This is a genomic window from Yinghuangia sp. ASG 101 (assembly GCF_021165735.1).
Taxonomy (GTDB): domain Bacteria; phylum Actinomycetota; class Actinomycetes; order Streptomycetales; family Streptomycetaceae; genus Yinghuangia.
Genome location: NZ_CP088911.1, coordinates 6,241,521 through 6,258,300, shown reverse-complemented (window position 1 = coordinate 6,258,300; position 16,780 = coordinate 6,241,521). Strand labels below are relative to the sequence as shown.

The 16,780-nt window shown below is 72.0% G+C and carries 13 protein-coding genes; 9 read left to right on the top strand and 4 right to left on the bottom strand.

Annotated elements, in window-relative coordinates; all coding sequences use genetic code 11:
- Window positions 1-187: 187 nt before the first annotated feature.
- Together LO772_RS26735 and LO772_RS26730 are read left to right on the top strand one after the other, a co-directional pair.
- Window positions 188-1,402, top strand: coding sequence for a helix-turn-helix domain-containing protein (locus LO772_RS26735; RefSeq protein WP_231774578.1), 1,215 nt, complete (start codon window positions 188-190; stop codon window positions 1,400-1,402).
- Between the two features lie 33 nt (window positions 1,403-1,435).
- Entirely contained in the window at window positions 1,436-1,918 is a 483-nt protein-coding gene (locus LO772_RS26730; RefSeq protein ID WP_231774577.1) for a hypothetical protein, read from the top strand.
- Here LO772_RS26730 and LO772_RS26725 read toward each other — a convergent pair.
- A complete protein-coding gene (locus LO772_RS26725) occupies window positions 1,881-3,047 on the bottom strand; it encodes a methyltransferase domain-containing protein (protein WP_231774576.1) in 1,167 nt (388 codons plus the stop codon). The genes LO772_RS26730 and LO772_RS26725 overlap by 38 nt on opposite strands.
- The gene (locus LO772_RS35940) at window positions 3,044-3,166 is read right to left on the bottom strand and encodes a hypothetical protein (RefSeq protein ID WP_269453097.1); all 123 of its coding nucleotides are present in this window, start codon (window positions 3,164-3,166) and stop codon (window positions 3,044-3,046) included. Before LO772_RS35940 ends, LO772_RS26725 begins: the two co-directional genes overlap by 4 nt.
- Window positions 3,167-3,299: 133 nt before the next feature.
- On the opposite strand from LO772_RS35940, the gene LO772_RS26720 reads away from it, so the two are divergent.
- From LO772_RS26720 to LO772_RS26695, 6 genes are all read left to right on the top strand, one after another.
- Window positions 3,300-4,274 carry a helix-turn-helix domain-containing protein gene (locus LO772_RS26720; protein ID WP_231774575.1) on the top strand — a complete coding sequence of 325 codons (975 nt, stop codon included), beginning with the start codon at window positions 3,300-3,302 and terminating at the stop codon, window positions 4,272-4,274.
- Window positions 4,275-4,386: 112 nt separating this feature from the next.
- Window positions 4,387-6,633 carry a beta-alanine-activating enzyme beta-propeller domain-containing protein gene (locus tag LO772_RS26715; RefSeq protein WP_231774574.1) on the top strand — a complete coding sequence of 749 codons (2,247 nt, stop codon included), beginning with the start codon at window positions 4,387-4,389 and terminating at the stop codon, window positions 6,631-6,633.
- Window positions 6,634-6,838: 205 nt separating this feature from the next.
- Window positions 6,839-7,636: an electron transfer flavoprotein subunit beta/FixA family protein gene (locus LO772_RS26710; protein ID WP_231774573.1), complete on the top strand. Its 798-nt coding sequence runs from the start codon at window positions 6,839-6,841 to the stop codon at window positions 7,634-7,636.
- Window positions 7,637-7,667: 31 nt separating this feature from the next.
- Window positions 7,668-8,645 carry an electron transfer flavoprotein subunit alpha/FixB family protein gene (locus LO772_RS26705; protein WP_231774572.1) on the top strand — a complete coding sequence of 326 codons (978 nt, stop codon included), beginning with the start codon at window positions 7,668-7,670 and terminating at the stop codon, window positions 8,643-8,645.
- A complete protein-coding gene (locus LO772_RS26700) occupies window positions 8,646-10,946 on the top strand; it encodes a (Fe-S)-binding protein (protein ID WP_231774571.1) in 2,301 nt (766 codons plus the stop codon).
- A 189-nt stretch (window positions 10,947-11,135) separates the two neighbouring features.
- Entirely contained in the window at window positions 11,136-12,245 is a 1,110-nt protein-coding gene (locus LO772_RS26695; protein ID WP_231774570.1) for a glycerophosphodiester phosphodiesterase, read from the top strand.
- 170 nt (window positions 12,246-12,415) lie between these two features.
- Here the strand turns inward: LO772_RS26695 and LO772_RS26690 are convergent, their stop codons facing one another.
- Window positions 12,416-13,996 (bottom strand): hypothetical protein, encoded by a 1,581-nt coding sequence (locus LO772_RS26690; RefSeq protein ID WP_231774569.1) that lies wholly within the window; start codon window positions 13,994-13,996, stop codon window positions 12,416-12,418.
- 588 nt (window positions 13,997-14,584) lie between these two features.
- Between LO772_RS26690 and LO772_RS26685 the strand changes: the two genes are divergently transcribed.
- Complete coding sequence (locus tag LO772_RS26685) at window positions 14,585-15,331, top strand: ArnT family glycosyltransferase (RefSeq protein ID WP_231774568.1); 747 nt, start codon at window positions 14,585-14,587, stop codon at window positions 15,329-15,331.
- On the opposite strand, the gene LO772_RS26680 is transcribed toward LO772_RS26685, so the two are convergent.
- Window positions 15,235-16,713, bottom strand: coding sequence for an aminotransferase-like domain-containing protein (locus LO772_RS26680; protein ID WP_231774567.1), 1,479 nt, complete (start codon window positions 16,711-16,713; stop codon window positions 15,235-15,237). The two genes, LO772_RS26685 and LO772_RS26680, sit on opposite strands and share 97 nt — an antisense overlap.
- Window positions 16,714-16,780 lie beyond the last annotated feature (67 nt).

Here is a 16,780-nt window from a genome sequence, read left to right as displayed (position 1 = left end):
CGCCTCCTCGGGGATTCTCACTCGGAGTCGGCACCATGAATTCACTCTCCGGGGTCGTCACCTGACTTTCGGTTCCAGCGAAGTGCCAACGGCGGCCCGTCGCCTAGATGCCACGTGTAGTCCCCGGTGTAGGCCTGAGGCCGCGCGTTCGGGCCACGCATCGCCGGATGTGCGCCAAAATGGATGCATGAAGGGGGAAACCGCTGGGCAGATGATCCGTCGCCTTCGGCAGGCGAAGCACTGGAGTCAGGCGGAGTTGGCGCGCGAAGTGTGTCGTGCCGCAGGCGTGCAGATCGAGCAACTCGGCCGTGGGCCGGTTTATCGATGGGAGTCCGGCAGACGGATTCCGGGGCCGTGGTTACCGTTCCTGGCGAAGGCGCTTTCCGTTCCGGAGGGCGAACTGCGGCGTGCCGCGAGAGTCAGGCATGACGAGGTGGCGCCTGTGTCTGTTGTTGACTTTCTGCCGGATGGTGATGACCCGTTCGCGGCGCTTGCGGGGTCGCCGGGCCGGCGGATCGGGGTGGGGGCCGTTGCCGATCTGGAGAAGCGGGTGCACGGGTTGCGGCTCGCCGATGACGTGCTGGCGGGTGGGGATCTGATCGGGCCGGCTCTGCGTGATCTGCGGTCGGCGGTGCGCCTTTATCGGGACAGTGCCCATACGGAGGACGTCGGGCGTGCCTTGCTGCGGGCCATCGGCGAACTCGCGCAGATTGCCGGGTGGATCGCGAGTGACGCCGGTCGGAACGACGAGGCGGAACGGATTTACCGGCTCGGGCTGGTCGCGGCCGATCGCGCGGGCGACACCACGCTTGTCGGCAATGTGCTGGGCTCACTCGCGTATCAGCGCACGAATACCGGAGATGTGGCCGCCGGTGTCGCGATGGCCGAGGGCGCGGTGGAGCTCGCCGGGCAGGCCCCGGGCCGGGCACGTGCGCTTTATCTGGACCGCGTTGCGTGGGCCCACGCGAAGGCATTTGACGCGCAGTCCGCGATGCGGGCTCTTGGCGAGGCGGGCGAGGCCTTGTCGCGACACGATGTCGGCGGCGACGAACCGGCTTATGCGTACTGGGTGAACGCCGGAGAACTCGAAGTCATGGAGGCCCGGGTCTATACCGAGCTTCGACGTCCTTTGCGGGCCGTACCGTTGCTTCGGAAGGTGCTCGCCGAATACGACGCCACGCATCTGCGCGAAGTCGCGCTCTACCTCTCCTGGCTCGCTGTCGCGTACGCCGACGCGAATGAGCCCGAGGAGGCCGCCGCGACCGTTGAGCGCTTGCTGACGCTCTCGGCGGATCTCGCGAGCGCGCGAACCAGCGACCGCGTGAAGGTCGTTCTGGCAAGCTTGCGGCGTTTCCAGGATGTGCCCGAAGTCCGTACCGTGCTCGAAGCGGCGCGGGGCTGATATCCGTACTCGACTGTGCTCAGGAGCAGGCCTATGCCCACCATCGGCATCACCGGTCACATGGACATCACGTCGGAGACCGCGCGGCTTGTGGAGGGGGAGTTGCGGGCGCGGCTGGCGTCTATTCCTCCGGCGGAGCTTGTCGGGGTGAGCTGTATCGCCAAGGGGGCCGATGCGTTGTTCGCAAACGTGGTGGTCTCGATTGGGGGGCGGCTTGTGGTGGTGCTGCCGTCGCGTGACTATCGGGAGGCGAAGGTGAAGCCCGACCACCGGGGCGAGTTCGACGCGTTGGTCGCGCGTGCGGAGGAAGTTCGGACGATGCCGTATGAGACCGCGGATCGGGACGCCTATACCGCGGCGAATGAACATCTCGTGTCGGAGTGTGAGGCGCTGTTCGCGGTCTGGGACGGGCAGCCCCCTTCGGGGAAGGGCGGTACGGGCGATGTTGTCGCGTATGCGCGGCGGGTGGGTGTGCCGGTCACCATCGTCTGGCCCGAAGGGGCCGTGCGGGGTTAGGCAGGCGCGGGGGCAGAGGGCGGGTGCGGGGGGACCGGCCCAGGGGTGTCGGCACGGGGTGTTCCGGGGCGCCGAACCAAATCTCCTGGTGGGCTTGGGGGTTCGCGGTGGGCAGGACGCGGAGGCCGAAGCCCTGGGCTTCCGGGCGGCCGTGGTCGTGCCACCAGCGGACGGCGGTGATGTAGCGGACGGCCAGGGCGGTGTCTCCGGCCATGGTGGTGGGGATCCCCCGGCCGAACGCGAGTGACGCGAAGCGGCCCTTGCTGCCGAGCCACAGGACGCGCTCGCCGTCCTCGGCACTGTCGGATCCGCTGGTGTAGTGCTCCACGTCCGGCAGGAGCAGCCCGATGACGAACTCTCCGAAGCCGCCGAGCGGGTCGTCCAGTTGGTCGCTGCTCAGGCCCGCCGGGTCGACGGGATGAGCCTCGCCCGTGGTGGGCCAGTCCCCCCAGGGCACCGACCGCTGGGAGCGGGCCTTCATGAAGGCCACCGGGTGGTGGAAGCGGCCTTCCGCGACGCCGTCGCGGACGTCCAGGGTGACCACGAAGTCGGTGTCGCTGAACGTGGTTCCCCAGGGGAGCATGATCTTGCCTGCCGGGCACCGGTCGAGCCAGCTCGCCGGGATCGCGCGAATGCCGCAGGTCACGTGGACGCGGTCGAAGGGGCCGTCCGGGACGTGAGCGGCCAGGCCGTCACCGCACACCACATGCACGTCCACGCCAGCGGCGTACAGGCGGTCGCGGGCCGACGCGGCGACGTCCGGGTCCACCTCGACGGTCACGACGTGGCCGGTCGCGCCGACGCGGTCTTTGAGGAGGGCGGCCGTGTAGCCGGTACCCGTGCCCACCTCCAGGACCCGGTGACCCGGGCGGACGTCGCACGCGTCGAGCATGCGCTTCACGAGCGACGGCATGGAAGCCGAACTGCTGGATACCCCGGTGCCGGGGTCTCCCGAGCCGTCGTTCCACTGCGTCACGAGGAACACGTCCGCGGCGGCGGCTTCGTGCCACGCCTCCGGTGTCGTGTCGCGGTCGATGCGGGTGTGGTCGTCGCCGGCCCACACGACCGCGGGGAGGAACGGCGTACGGTCCCTCCCCAGCAGTCGTACCGTCGCGTTCGCGTCGTTCACTTGCCCCCGTCCTTCGGTTTGCGTCGCGTTCCGGTGTTGCCGCCGCCGACCGTCGGCGACTGGCTGTCGCTGGAGTTGCCCTTCTGCGGGGTGTCGTTCGGCTTGCCGTGCTCCCCCATCGCACGCTCCCCTTCTTCCCGGCGGACCGGGTGCCACGAGCAGTCAATCCGTGGTGCGCACGCGGTGAAATACTGAACGGCGATCACTCACCGTTCACTCATGCTCACCATCCATGACAGGGGGACGCCTGCGATGGGTTCGCGGATTGAGGAGACCACCGTCGAACAGACGGCAAAAGCGTTCGCCGCGGAATTGGCCCGGTGGCGGGAGGTTCGCGGCATGTCCAAGCGCGCGCTGGCCCACGCCATGGGCTTCGACCCGTCGTACGTGAGCCATATGGAGTCCGGACGGCACAAACCCAGCGAGGACTTCGCCCGCATCGCCGACGACGCCCTGAGCGCGGGGAAGCGCATCTGGCGACGATGGCGCGACTACGAACAGGCCCGCATCAGGGCGGGGTCCGCGCGCCGCGCCCTCGCCGCTTGCCCGGCCCCCCACCACCCCGGGCAGCCGCACACCTGCTGCTCGGCGCTCGTGGTCGAGCACGACACCGCCCAACTCCGGTACGACGGCCGCCTGTACCGCCTCACCATGCGGCGATTACTGCGCAACACCGGCGGCGAGCCGGTGACCCGCTACCTCATCCGCGTCTCCGTCGACCGCTACCCCGACGACCCCGAATTCTCGAACGCCCATTACCGCACGCATCCGTTGACCTGGGACGAGCTGCGCCTCACCGCGACCTGCCGGCGCGAGACGATGCGGTGGTCGGTCGAACAGGACCGCGACGCGTTCAAGGAGGTCTGGCTGCGGTTCGAGAACGCGCGCAGCCGGTTCCCGCTGTATCCGGGCGAGTCCGTCTGGATCGAGTACGCGTATACGGTCGGTGACGACAAATGGGGCAACTGGTTCCAGCGCGCCGTGCGCCTGCCCACGGAACGGCTGGACGTCGAGCTCGTCTTCCCGGCCGCGTTCGACCCGATGGTCTGGGGCACGGAGACCTCGATGACCACGGAGACCGCTCCCTTGCGCACCCCTCCCCTGCGCACCGACGACGGCGGCCTTCGGAGCTTCACGTGGACCACCGCCGCGCCGCCGCTGCACGCCCGGTTCTGCCTGGAGTGGCGCTTCCGCGCGTACGAAGCCCTCAAGGACCAGGCGGTGTGAGGGCCGCCCGACGCTCCCCGGTGTGCCCGGGCCGCCTCCGCGCGCCCTCGTGGGGCCTTCTTCCGCCATGATGGGCGCGCGAGGGGGCGGGGTGTGGGCGAAGGGGGTCGGAGTGGGCGACAGTATGGGGTTCGGGGAGCCGCTGACGGCGGAGGATCCCGAACACGTGGGGCCGTATCGGGTGTTGGGGCGGCTCGGGGCGGGGGGCATGGGCCGGGTGTATCTCGCCCGGTCGCGGTCGGGGCTGCTGGTCGCGGTCAAGACGATCCGGGACGTCCTGGTCGAGGACCCCGGTTTCCGCGAGCGGTTCGCGCGCGAGGTCGCGGCGGCACGACAGGTGAGCGGGGTGTTCACGGCGGCCGTGGTGGAGGCCGACGCGGAGGCGCGGTACCCGTGGCTGGCCACGGCGTACGTCGCCGCGCCGTCGTTGGACGCACTGGTCCGCGAGGCCGGCCCGCTGCCGGTGCCCGCGGTGCTGTGGATCGGTGCCGGGATCGCGGAGGCGCTGGAGTCCATCCGCGCCGCGGGCCTCGTCCACCGCGACCTCAAGCCGTCCAACGTGCTGGTGTCGCGTGAGAACACCAAGGTCATCGACTTCGGGATCGCCCGCGCGGTCGGCGGCACCCGCAATCTCACGCAGTCCGGAGTCATCGGGACGCCGTCCTTCATGTCCCCGGAGCAGGCGGTCGACACGGCCGCGGTGACGGAGGCGGCCGACATCTACTCCCTCGGCGCGACGCTGCTGTACGCCGCGACGGGGCACGAGCCGTATGGCGGGAACACCCCGATCAACGTGCTCGCCCGGCTGTTGACCGAGCCGCCGGACTTCGCCGACCTGCCCGTCGAGTTGCAACCGCTCGTCCGCGCGTGCATGGACCGCGACGCGGCGCGGCGGCCCACGGCGGCGACGCTGTTGGAGCAGTTCGCGGAGTACCGCGCCCGGGAGTTCCCGCACGCCCACGACGCCGAAGACTGGTTGCCCGCGGGAGCGTTCGCGGTCGTGGCCGAGCACGAGCGACGGGCCCGGCCCGCGGCGACGGCGGAGTGGCCCGAGCAGCGCGACGGCGGTGCCACGGGCGGCGCCGCGCCCGCGTCGACGCTGCCGAAGATCCCGTCCCCTCCGCAGCCCGGCGATGTCGCCGGGCACCGCGAGCCGGAGACGATCGTGAGCACGCACACGGACGAGACGACCGTGCTGACGCCGACCGCGCCGAACGAGCCGGTCAAGCACGGGACTTCGCGTCGGCGCCTGCTGGTGCTGGGCTCGGGCGCGGCGGTGGCGGCCGTCGCGGGCGTCGCGGGCTGGCTGGTCACCCGGGGAGACGGCGGCGGCGACAACGGGGCGAAGGACTCCGGCGCCCAGGCCGCGCCCCGCACCGCGCCGTGGGCGTTCACCACCGGCGACAAGGTCTACTCGTCCCCCGCGGTCGCCGACGGGGTGGTCTACGTCGGCAGCAACGACGGCAACCTCCACGCGATCGACGTCGCGGACGGCCGGCTCCGCTGGTCGTATCCGACAGGTCAGCCGATCACCTCCTCGCCCGCCGTGGCCGACGGCATCGTGTATGTCGGCTGCAACGACCAGGGCCTGCACGCCGTACGGGTCGCGGACGGCACGCGCGTCTGGCGGTACACGGCCGACGGCGTCCTCCACTCCTCTCCCGTCGTGGCCGGCGGCACCGTGTTCGTCGGGGGCCGCGACAACCGCCTGCACGCGGTGGACGCGGCGACCGGCACCGGCCGCTGGCGATACCCGGGGGGCGACTGGTTCAACTCGTCTCCGGCCGTGGACGCCGGGGTCGTCTACATCGCGTGCCGCGACCACAACGTCTACGCCGTGGACGCGGTGTCCGGCGAGAAGCGCTGGTCGTACACCACCGCGAGTACCGCCGACTCGTCGCCGACGGTCGTGGGCAACCGGGTCTACGTCGGCAGCGACGACAAGTCCGTCTACGCGCTCGACACCGCGACCGGCCAACCCGTCTGGGCCAAGAGCACCGGCGGCGGTGTGGTGTCGTCCCCGGCGGTCGTGGGCGGGGTCGTCTATGTCGGGAGCGACGACGGCAATTTGTACGCGCTCGAAGCCGACACGGGCCGGGAGCGCTGGGTGTTCCCGACCGGCGGCGGCGTTCGCTCGTCGCCGCTGGTCACCGCCGCGTACGTCTACATCGGCAGCAGCAGCCGCGCCCTGCACGCGGTCGACCTCACCTCCGGCGTGGAGCGGTGGAACTTCGCGACCAAGGGCCCGATCGACGACTCGTCCCCCGCTCTCGCGGGCGATCTGGTCGTCGTCGGCAGCCTCGACTTCACCGTGTACGCGGTCGACGCGATGACGGGCGTGGGCGTGTCGGTGCCGTAGGAGGCCGTCGGGCGGGCGGCCGGGGGCGCCGCACCGTCGGCGCGCGACGACCGCGGCACGTGATCAACTCCCCTGCTGTCCACGGCAGTTGGTGATCACGCCCGATCGTCGCGCGTACGATTTCCGCTCTTCTGGTCGCGCGATGCTGCCCCTACACTCGCATCCGGCAGCACGATTCCGCACACATGAGCGGAGGCGAGCACCGGTGAAAGTTGTGGTGTTGGTCAAGCACGTGCCCGACGAAGCGGCCGATCGACTTTCCGGCACCGGGGTGTTCGCCCCCGACATGACCGTCGACCGGGCCGCGTTGACCTGCCGGCTCGACGCACTGGACGAGAACGCGGTCGAGCAGGCGATGCGCGTCGCACGGCGAAGGCTCGACGTCCAGATCCTCGCGGTCACGATGGGGCCGACGGGGGCGCGGCGGTCGTTGGCGCGGGCGCTCGCGCTCGGGGCCGACGAGGGCGTGCACGTGTGCGACGACGCCTTGCACGGCTCGGACGCCCGGGCAACGTCGTTGGTACTGGCGGCGGTTGTCGCCCGGGTGGGGTTCGACCTCGTGGTGTGCGGTGCGGCGTCGTCGGATTCGGGGATGTCCGTGGTGCCCGCGATGGTGGCCGAGCGCCTGGGCGTCCCGGTCGCGAGCGACGCCGACACGATGTGGGTCGGCGAGGACGAAGTCGTCGTACGCCGCGACGCCGACGGCTGTGTGGAGGAGATCGCGGCGCCGTTGCCGGCCGTGGTCTCGGTGACCGAACGGGCGGGAGAGCCGAGGTATCCGTCCTTCCGGGCGATGGTCGAGGCTCGCCAAAAGGCGGTGCGCACATGGTCGTTGGCCGATCTGCGGATCGGTCCGGACGCCGTGGGGCATCGGGCGGCGGCGACGGTCGTGCGCTCGGTGGCGCCGTATCCGAGTGAGCGCCCCGGTCTGCTGATCGACGGCGCGGCACCCGACGCGGCGGCCCGGCTCGCCGGCTATCTGACGGAGCACCAGTTGATCTGATCGAACACCAGCCACGCGCCGGGAGGCCGCGATGCGCCCTGTGCTCGTGCTCGTCGAAAGCCACGAGGAGTCCGTCCGCGACCGGACGTTCGAACTCCTCACGATCGCACGGCGGTTGGGTGACCCGGTGGCGGTCGTCCGGCACCCTGCCGATGCCGCGTCCGTCGCCGCGTTGGGCCGGTACGGCGCGAAGCGCGTGTGCGTCGTGGAGTCCGCGGTGCCGGACGCCGGACCGGTCGCGGTGGCCGTCGAAGGCCTGGCCGAACTCGCGTGGCAGATGGCGGTGTCGGCCGTGCTGACCGGCGCGGGGCGCGAGGGCCGCGAGGTCGCGGCCCGGACGTCGGTGCGGCTCGGTGCCGGGATCGTCACGGGCGCGGTGGACGTACACCCGGGGCCGGACGGACCAGTCACCGTGCAGAACGTGTGCGACGGCGCGTACCGCGTCGAATCGGTGGTGCGCGGCGACACACCGGTGATCACGGTCGCCCCGGGCGCGGTCGCCGCAGCACCGGCACCGGTCGTGCCCGTCGTCGAGCGCGTGCGGGTGCGTCCGGCCGAACCCGCCCGCGCGGTACGGGTGCTGGCCCGGACGCCCAAGCGGCGACGCCCCGCGGTCTCGGGTGCGGCGGTCGTCGTCGCGGGCGGGCGCGGGGTGGGCTCGGCGGACGGGTTCGCCCTCATCGAGAAGGTCGCGGACGCACTCGGCGCCGCGGTCGGCGGCACCCACGCGGCGGCCGATCTGGGGTGGTGCGCGCACGACGCGCTGATCGGCCAGACGGGAGCGATCGTGCACCCGCGCCTGTATCTGGCGTGCGGGATCTCCGGGTCGGTGCACCACCGGGCCGGGATGCGGCACGCGTCGACGATCGTGGCGATCGACACCGACCCGTCGGCGCCGATCTTCCGGATCGCCGACGTCGGCGTGGTGGGCGATCTGCACGAGGTTCTTCCGGCGCTGCTCGCGGAGTTGGACCGCGGGCGGCGGGGCCGATCTCCGTGGGAGGCGTAAGTGGCAGTACGACTCGTCATCGGACTCGCGATCACGGCGGTGGCGTTCGCGTTGGCCGGATACCGCGTCCTGACCCTCGTCCGGCTCGGCCGTACCGGGCAGGCGGTGGAACCGGACCGGACCCGTGACGTGGGGACCCGGCTGCGGGCCGTCGCCACCGAGGTACTGGGCCAGCGCAAGCTCCTGCAGTGGACCGGCGCCGGGGTCGCGCACTTCGCGGTCTTCTGGGGGTTCGTGATCCTCGGTGCGACGATTCTCGAAGGCTACGGCGCGTTGTTCGACAAAGACTTCCACATCCCGCTGATCGGCAGGCAGGCGTGGCTCGGCGCGTTGGAGGACGCCTTCGTCGTCGCGGTGCTGTGCGGCATCGCGGCGTTCGCGGCGATCCGGTGGCGTCAGTCGCCGGACAAGGCGGGCCGGGGCTCGCGGTTCTTCGGATCGCACACGGGGGCGGCGTGGCTCGTCCTGCTCATGATCTTCAACGTGATGTGGACGCTGCTGCTGTTCCGCGGCGCGCAGGTCCACGCGGGCACCTTCCCGTACCAGGACGGCGCGTTCGCGTCGGAGGCGGTCGGCGACCTGCTGTCGCCCCTGGGGCACGACGCGACGGAACTCCTCGAACATGCGGCGCTGTTGCTGTCGCTGGCGGTGGTGCTGACGTTCCTCGTGCTGGTCGTGTACTCCAAGCACCTGCACATCTTCCTCGCGCCGTTGAACGTGCTGTTCTCGCGCCGCCCCCGCGCGCTCGGCGCGCTGCAGCCGGTGCGCTCGCGGGGCAGGGAGGTCGACTTCGAGGACCCCGACGAAGAGGACAGCATCGGGCGCGGCGTGATCGAGGACTTCACGTGGAAGGGGCTGCTGGATTTCGGGACGTGCACCGAATGCGGGCGCTGCCAGTCGCAGTGCCCGGCGTGGAACACCGGGAAGCCGCTGAGCCCGAAACTGCTCATCATGGCGTTGCGGGACCACGCGCTGGCGAAGGCGCCGTACCTGCTGGCGGGTTCGGAGCAAGCCCGCGACGCGCTGCCGGAGCCGCAGGCCGCCGAGGCGGTACGGCCGTTGGTCGGTACGGCGGACCAACGGGGCGTCATCGACCCCGACATCCTGTGGTCGTGTGTCACATGCGGCGCGTGTGTGGAGCAGTGCCCGGTCGACATCGAACACGTGGACCACATCGTCGACATGCGGCGCTACCAGGTGATGATCGAGTCGGCGTTCCCCAAGGAGGCGGCGTCGATGATGCGCAACCTGGAGCGTCGGGGCGACCCGTGGGGACGCGGCAAGAAGGCGCGCATGGAGTGGGCCGCCGGACTCCCGTTCGAGGTCCGGGTGTTGGACGGCGGGGAGATCCCGTCCGATGCCGAGTACCTGTATTGGGTGGGCTGCGCGGGTTCGCTGGACGACCACGCGAGGAAAACGAGCCGCGCGGTCGCCGAGCTGCTGCACGAAGCCGGCGTCGGATTCGCGGTGTTGGGCCGTGACGAGGGCTGTACGGGCGACGCCGCACGACGCATGGGCAACGAGCTTCTGTTCCACGAACTCGCCCGGCAGAACGTCGAGACGCTGGACGCCGCCTTCGGCGACCGCGCCGCGAAGAAGATCGTGGTCACCTGCGCGCACTGCTTCAACGCGCTGGGCAACGAGTACCCGCAGCTCGGCGGGCACTACGAAGTCGTCCACCACACCGAGCTGTTGGCGCGTCTGGTGGCCGAAGGGCGGTTGGTTCCGGCGGAGCCGGTGGACGCGGCGGTGACCTACCACGACCCGTGCTATCTCGGCCGGCACAACCGGGTGTTCAGCCCGCCGAGGGAAATCCTCGGCAGCGTTCCGGGAGTTCGGCTCACCGAGATGCCGCGCAGCCGCGAACGGTCGTTCTGCTGTGGGGCGGGCGGCGCCCGGATGTGGATGGAGGAGACGCTCGGCACGCGCATCAACGAGACGCGCACGGACGAGGCGCTGAGCACCGCACCCGACCTGGTGACCGCCGCGTGCCCCTACTGCATCGTGATGCTCACCGACGGGGTCGCGACCCGCAAACAGGAGGGCAAGGCGGCGGAGTCGGTGCGGGTGACCGACGTGTCGGAGGTGTTGTTGAGGTCGATCCGCCGCCGCGACGGCATGGCTCCGTCGGCGGCGAACGGCTCGGCGCCCGCAGACGCGGAGGCCGGGGCCGAGGGCCCGCCCGCACACGGCAACGGCACCGGCACCGGCACCGGCACCGGCAACGGCAACGGCAACAGTGCCCGCAAGAGCGGAACCGGCAGCGCGGCACCCGACGCGGCTTCCTCGGACACCTCATGACGGGTGCGCCGGGTGGGCGGGCGGCGCCCCGGCCGCCCGGCGCACCCGGCGCACCCGGCGCACCGCACGCCCGCCGCCGCCGGACATTCGCGAGAGCTTCATCCGCCGGTCAGCTCCGTCGTGGCCGAAGGTCGCCTGTCGTCGTTTGACTCGGCCGAACCCGCCGTGTGACGACGACAGGAGACGACGTTGCGACGCACTCTTCCCGCCCTCGGGCTGGCCGGCGCCATGCTCGCCGCCTTGGTGGCCGTGCCGGCCGCCGCGGCCCAGAATGACACCGCGTCCGATCGCGGACGCCCGAAGGCCGACCCGATCGTGATCGCCCACCGCGGCGCGAGCGGCTACCGTCCCGAGCACACCCTGGAGGCGTACCGCCTGGCGATCCGCCTCGGCGCCGACTACATCGAGCCGGACCTGGTGTCGACCAAGGACGGCGTGCTGGTCGCCCGGCACGAGAACGAGATCTCCGGCACCACCGACGTCGCGTCGCACCCGGAGTTCACCGCGCGCAAGACGACCAAGACGATCGACGGCACCGCGGTGACCGGCTGGTTCACCGAGGACTTCACGCTCGCGGAGCTGAAGACGCTGCGCGCCAAGGAGCGGCTGCCGCAGGTCCGCCCGACGAACACCGCGTTCGACGGCACGCTGGAGATCCCGACGCTCCAGGAGGTCATCGACCTCGCCCGCACCGAGAGCAAGCGCGTGGGCCGGACCATCGGCATCTACCCGGAGACCAAGCACCCGACGTACTTCCAGTCGATCGGTCTGCCGCTGGAGGAGCCGCTGGTCGCCGCGCTGGACAAGAACCGGCTGAACACCAAGAACGCCCAGGTGATCATCCAGTCGTTCGAGACGGCCAACCTGCGCAAGCTCGACAAGATGACCAAGGTCAAGCTCGCCCAGCTGATGGACGCGAGCGGCAAGCCGTACGACTTCGTCGTCTCCGGCGACCCGCGCACCTACCAGGACCTGACGACGCCCGCGAACCTCGCGTGGATCGGCTCGTACGCGGACGGCATCGGCGCCACCAAGAACCTCATCGTGCCGCGCGACGCGTCCGGCGGGCTCCTTCCCGCGACGAACCTGGTCCGGGACGCCCACCGGGTCGGCCTCATCGTGCACGCGTGGACGTTCCGCGCCGAGAACCAGTTCCTGCCCACCGACTTCCGTATCGGCGACGACCCCAACGCCCGGGGCGACATCACGTCGGAGTACGAACTGTTCTACGGCCTCGGCCTGGACGGCGTGTTCAGCGACCACCCGGACACCGCCGTCGCGGCTCGCGAAGGACGGTGACGCGGCGCCGGAACGGTTCACCGGGCCATCGCGAAGGCGCCCACCGCGTTCGGTGGGCGCCTTCCGCCGGTTTCGCTCCGCGACCGCCACGGCCCCGCGTGCCGGGCCGTGCCGTGCCGTGCCGTGCCGCCGAAGAGATCAGTGGGCGGACAGGCCGGTCGACGACCGGGTCACTCCACGAACAGACGCTTGATCAACTCCGGGTAGTCCCAACCGAGTTCGCCGAGCATCGCGGCCAGCACCGGCGGCGCCCCCTTGACCTGCGGAGTCGTGGCGAGCAGCCCGGGCACCGCGACGCTTCCGCCGCTGAAGCGGGACCCCGGGGTCGCCGGGGCGTCGACGCGGTAGGTGCGCCACACCGGCTGGTCGTGCTTCAGCATCACGACATGGCGGCCGTCCCAGCCCACGAACACCCAGCGTCCCTTGCTCGCCGCGCGCACGAACACGATGCCGTCCTGCACCTGGGCGAATCCGTCGACCGCCTGTGCGGCGATCGGCAGCGGGTTGGCGAACGACCCGGTGACCTCCCAGATGCCGTCCTGCTCGTCGGCGGTCCAGCCGGAGGCCGCGAGTTGGGACAGCACCTCGGCGAACGGACCCTCGAATTCGGGGGTTTCGTCACCGGGATCGTTGTCCGCCCAAGCAGCGGACGGGGGTTCGGCCGAGGCTGCGAGGTCGTGGTCGGGGGCACCGATTCCTGCACGAGGCGGAGCGGCTTCCACGACGGGTTCCCGTACGGCGGCCGCGGGCGGCACCGGCGCGGGCGGTACGGGAGCCGCCGGCGCGGGCGGCGGACTCACCGGCCGAGGCCGCGCATCGGGGCGGAGCCCCGGTGGTTCGTCGGCCCGGACCGACGCCGGTTCCGAGGAGGGCACGGCATCCGGGTCACGCGCCTCGGTGGCCGCGGGCGCGGCGACGGCCGCCGTACCCGATTCGTACGGTATCCGCGTCCCCCGTGCCGGAAGCAACGCCGGGTCGCCCGCGCCCAAGGCCGCCAGCTCCGGCACGCCGCCGGACGCGACCGCCAACCCCAGGGCGCGCCACGTGAGTTCGGCGCCACCCGCGAGCACGGTCCAGCGTCCCCCGGTCTGCCACTGGATCAGCCGGCCGCCGCGCACGTCGGCGTCGTCGGCGATGCGGATCTCGGCCGGATGCCCGGCCAGCGCCGCCGCGACCGCGTTCGGGTCGTAGCCCACCCGCGGCGGAGGCAGCACCAGCGTGACGTGCCCGGGGGCGAACCGGTCGACGATGGCGCGCAGTGCCCGCGCATCGGGGTCCAACACCGGTGCGTGGACCTGGAGTTCGTCGACCGCCCCGGTCGGCAGGTGGTTCAGCAGCGGCACATCGAGATTGTGGACCAGGCGGGTCTCGTCGTCCGGGCCGACCGGAGCGCCGATGTGGCGTTCCGCGACGGCGTCCGCGAGGGCGCGCAGATGGGCCTCGGCCCAGGGCGCGAAGTCGACGGCGGCGGACAGGGATTCGAACCAGTCGGCGAGGTCCGCGAGCATCGCGTGGGAGGCGCCTCCGGTGCACGCGACCGTGGTCCACAGCGCGTCGTCCCCCCGCGACCCCACGGCCAGGCGCGCGGTGTCGTCCCCCAGGAGCAGCGCCACGCGCGGGGCGAAGTCACGCCCGGAGGCGCGGGGCGCTCCGGCGGCGCCCGCCGGGTACACGCCGTACGGCGCGCCGCCGATGACCGCGACGCGCGCGCCCGAGGCACGGGCCGCCGACAGCGCCTCGTCGACCGGCACGGCGGAACCGGCGGCGAATCCCAGATAAAGCACCTCACGCGGATCGCTTCCCGCGACAAACCGCGCGAAGTCCGACAAACCCGCGCGTTCCGATGACCATTTTGGCCCGACGGTATCGACGCTCACACCGCCCCCTCCAATTTGATCACCATCGTAAGAGGCCATCCGCCCGGCCGCAGACCCAGGGCGGGCACGAATTCTCTCGATCCACGATGCCACAGGCGCCGAACACCGCACGTCGGAGGGGTGCCGGGGCCGCCGACACCCCGAGCCACCGTCACGCTGAGCAAGCCTTGGGCGACATTCAGTGGGACAAATGGCGATCAACCGAAGCATCCGGCCACGAGCTGGTGCCCGTCCCGCGACCGCGCCAGACTCTCGGCACCAACGGACGTGGGGGCACGATGAGTTCGGAGCACCACAGGGCACCGTCGAGCGCATCGGACACACGAACGGGCGCCGGGGAGCCGACCTCGCCCCTCTCCCCCGTGGGCCTGGCGACCGGTCGGTGTCGTCACCGCCGTCTACCTCGCGGTCCAGGCCGCGCTGTCCGCGCGCTACGGCTTCCACCGCGACGAGCTGTACTTCATGGCGGCGGGCGACAAACCGGCGTGGGGCTACGTCGACCAGCCCCCGCCGAGCCCGCTCATGGCCCGCGCGTCGACGGCGGTCTTCGGCGACTCCCCCAGCGGACTGCGCGTCGCGGCCACGCTCGCCGGCGCCGCGACCGTCCTGCTCGCCGCGCTCATCGCCCGCGAACTCGGCGGCGCGGCAAGGGTCCAGGCACTCGCGGCGGGCTGCGCCGCGGTGTCCGGGTACGTCCTGGTCGTCGGGCACATGGTGTCGACGTCGTCGTTCGACCTGGTCGCGTGGGGGGCGATCACGGGGATCGCCCTGCGCCTCCCGCGCACCCGCGACGGCCGGTGGTGGCCGCTCCTCGGCCTCGCGATCGGCATCGGCCTGTTCAACAAGCATCTCGTGGTGCTGCTCGCGGCGGTCCTCATCGCGGGTCCGCGCGACGTGCTGCGCGGCAGGGGGTTCCTCGCGGGCCTGCTGGTCGTCGGCCTTCCGGCCCTGCCCACCGTGCTGTGGCAAATCGACCACGACTGGCCGCAGTTGACGGTCGCGGACGGCATTCGGGAGGACGACGGCGGCGAGAACCGCGCGATGTTCCCCGGCCGGTCCCGCACGCACGACCGGTCGCCGGGTCGCGCACAGCCGTACGCCCGCGCCCGGCCTCACGGCGTCCCGGCTCCGCGTCTTCGGTTGTGCTCCTCCCAGGCGTCGGCGAGGCGGTCGACGGCGGCGCGGAGGGTGGTCGACGAGGCGGCGTAGGACAGGCGGAGGGCGTCGCGGTGGCGGCTGTCGAAGCACAGGGCGCTGGCGGGGGTGACGACGATGCCGTGGTCTTCGGCGGCCCGGTGGGCGAAGGTGTCGGTCTCGGGGAGCGGGAGGGTGACCCACGTGGACGGACCGGCCGCGGGGATCTGCGGGGTCCACGCGGGCAGGCGGCGCTCCAGGCAGTCCAGGAGCAGGTCGCGCCGGGCGCGCAGAGCGCGGCGGACGCCCTCGTACCACGCGGTGTCGACGGCGGTGAGCAGCCGCGTCGCCATGACCTGCGCGGGGACGCTCGGCGCGAGGTCGAGAGCGGCGCGCAGGCGCAGGAACCGCCCGCGCAGCGGTGTGGGGGCGCGCAGCCAGCCGATGCGCAGGCCCGCCCAGAACGTGCGCGACAGCGAGCCGATCGCGATCACCGAGGTGTCCGAGGCGACGAGAGGACGCGCGGGCTCGCCGTTCGGGGCCGTCGCGACCAGGCCGAGCCCGGCCTGCGACAGGTCCTCGACGATCAGCGCGTCGCGGCGGCGCGCGACGCTGAGGAGGCGTTCGGCGCGCAGGCGGCTCAGTACCGCGCCGGTGGGGTCGTGCGCGGCGGAGTCGACGTAGATCACCGGTGCGTGGGTGTGGGACGCGGCGCGGTCGACCGCGTGGACGTCGATGCCGTGGTGGTCGACCGGCACACCGACCATGCGCCCTCGGCGGAGCGCGACGGCGGCGGCCAGTCCGGCGTACGCGGGACAGCCGGCGATGATCGTGCGGCCCGGGGGCACCATCGCCTCGACGATCAGCGAAATAGCCTGCTGCGCACCGGAGGTGACGATCAGTTGGTCGGGGCTGGTGGCGACTCCGACGCGGTGGGTCAGGTGGGTGGCGAGGGCTTCGCGCAGCGTGCGCAGCCCCGCCGGTTCGCCGAGACCGTGGCCGCCGTCGGCCGCTTCGCCCAACTCGGCGAGCGACAGGGGTTCGACGAGCGGCAGATGCCCGGTTCCGGCGGGGACGGGGAACGACAGGTCGATCGTGTCGCGGTCACGCCGGGCGTGTTGCGCCGGCAGGGTCACGCGGGGCTGGTCGGGACCGTACGGCGTCCGGTGCGCGGTGTGCGTCCACGGCGGTTTGGGGCGGACGAACGTGCCCGCGCCCTGGCGCCGTTCGACGAGCCCGCTCTGGGCCAGGTCGTCGTAGGCGCGGACCGCCGTGCCCCGGCTCACGCCGAGGGCCTGGGCGACCAGGCGTTCCGCGGGCAGGCGCACGCCGGTGCCGACGAGGCGGCGTTCGATGGTGTCGGCGAGCGTCGCGGCGATCTGCCGGTAACGCGGGCCGTCCCGGGTGTGCCAGCCGTCCAGACCGATGCGCACCCACCATCCGAGATCCTGGTCCACTCCGGCAACATTGGCATTGTCGGGGGCCGCGGGGCAACGCCCTCAGGTGTGCCGCGCACGCGCGTGC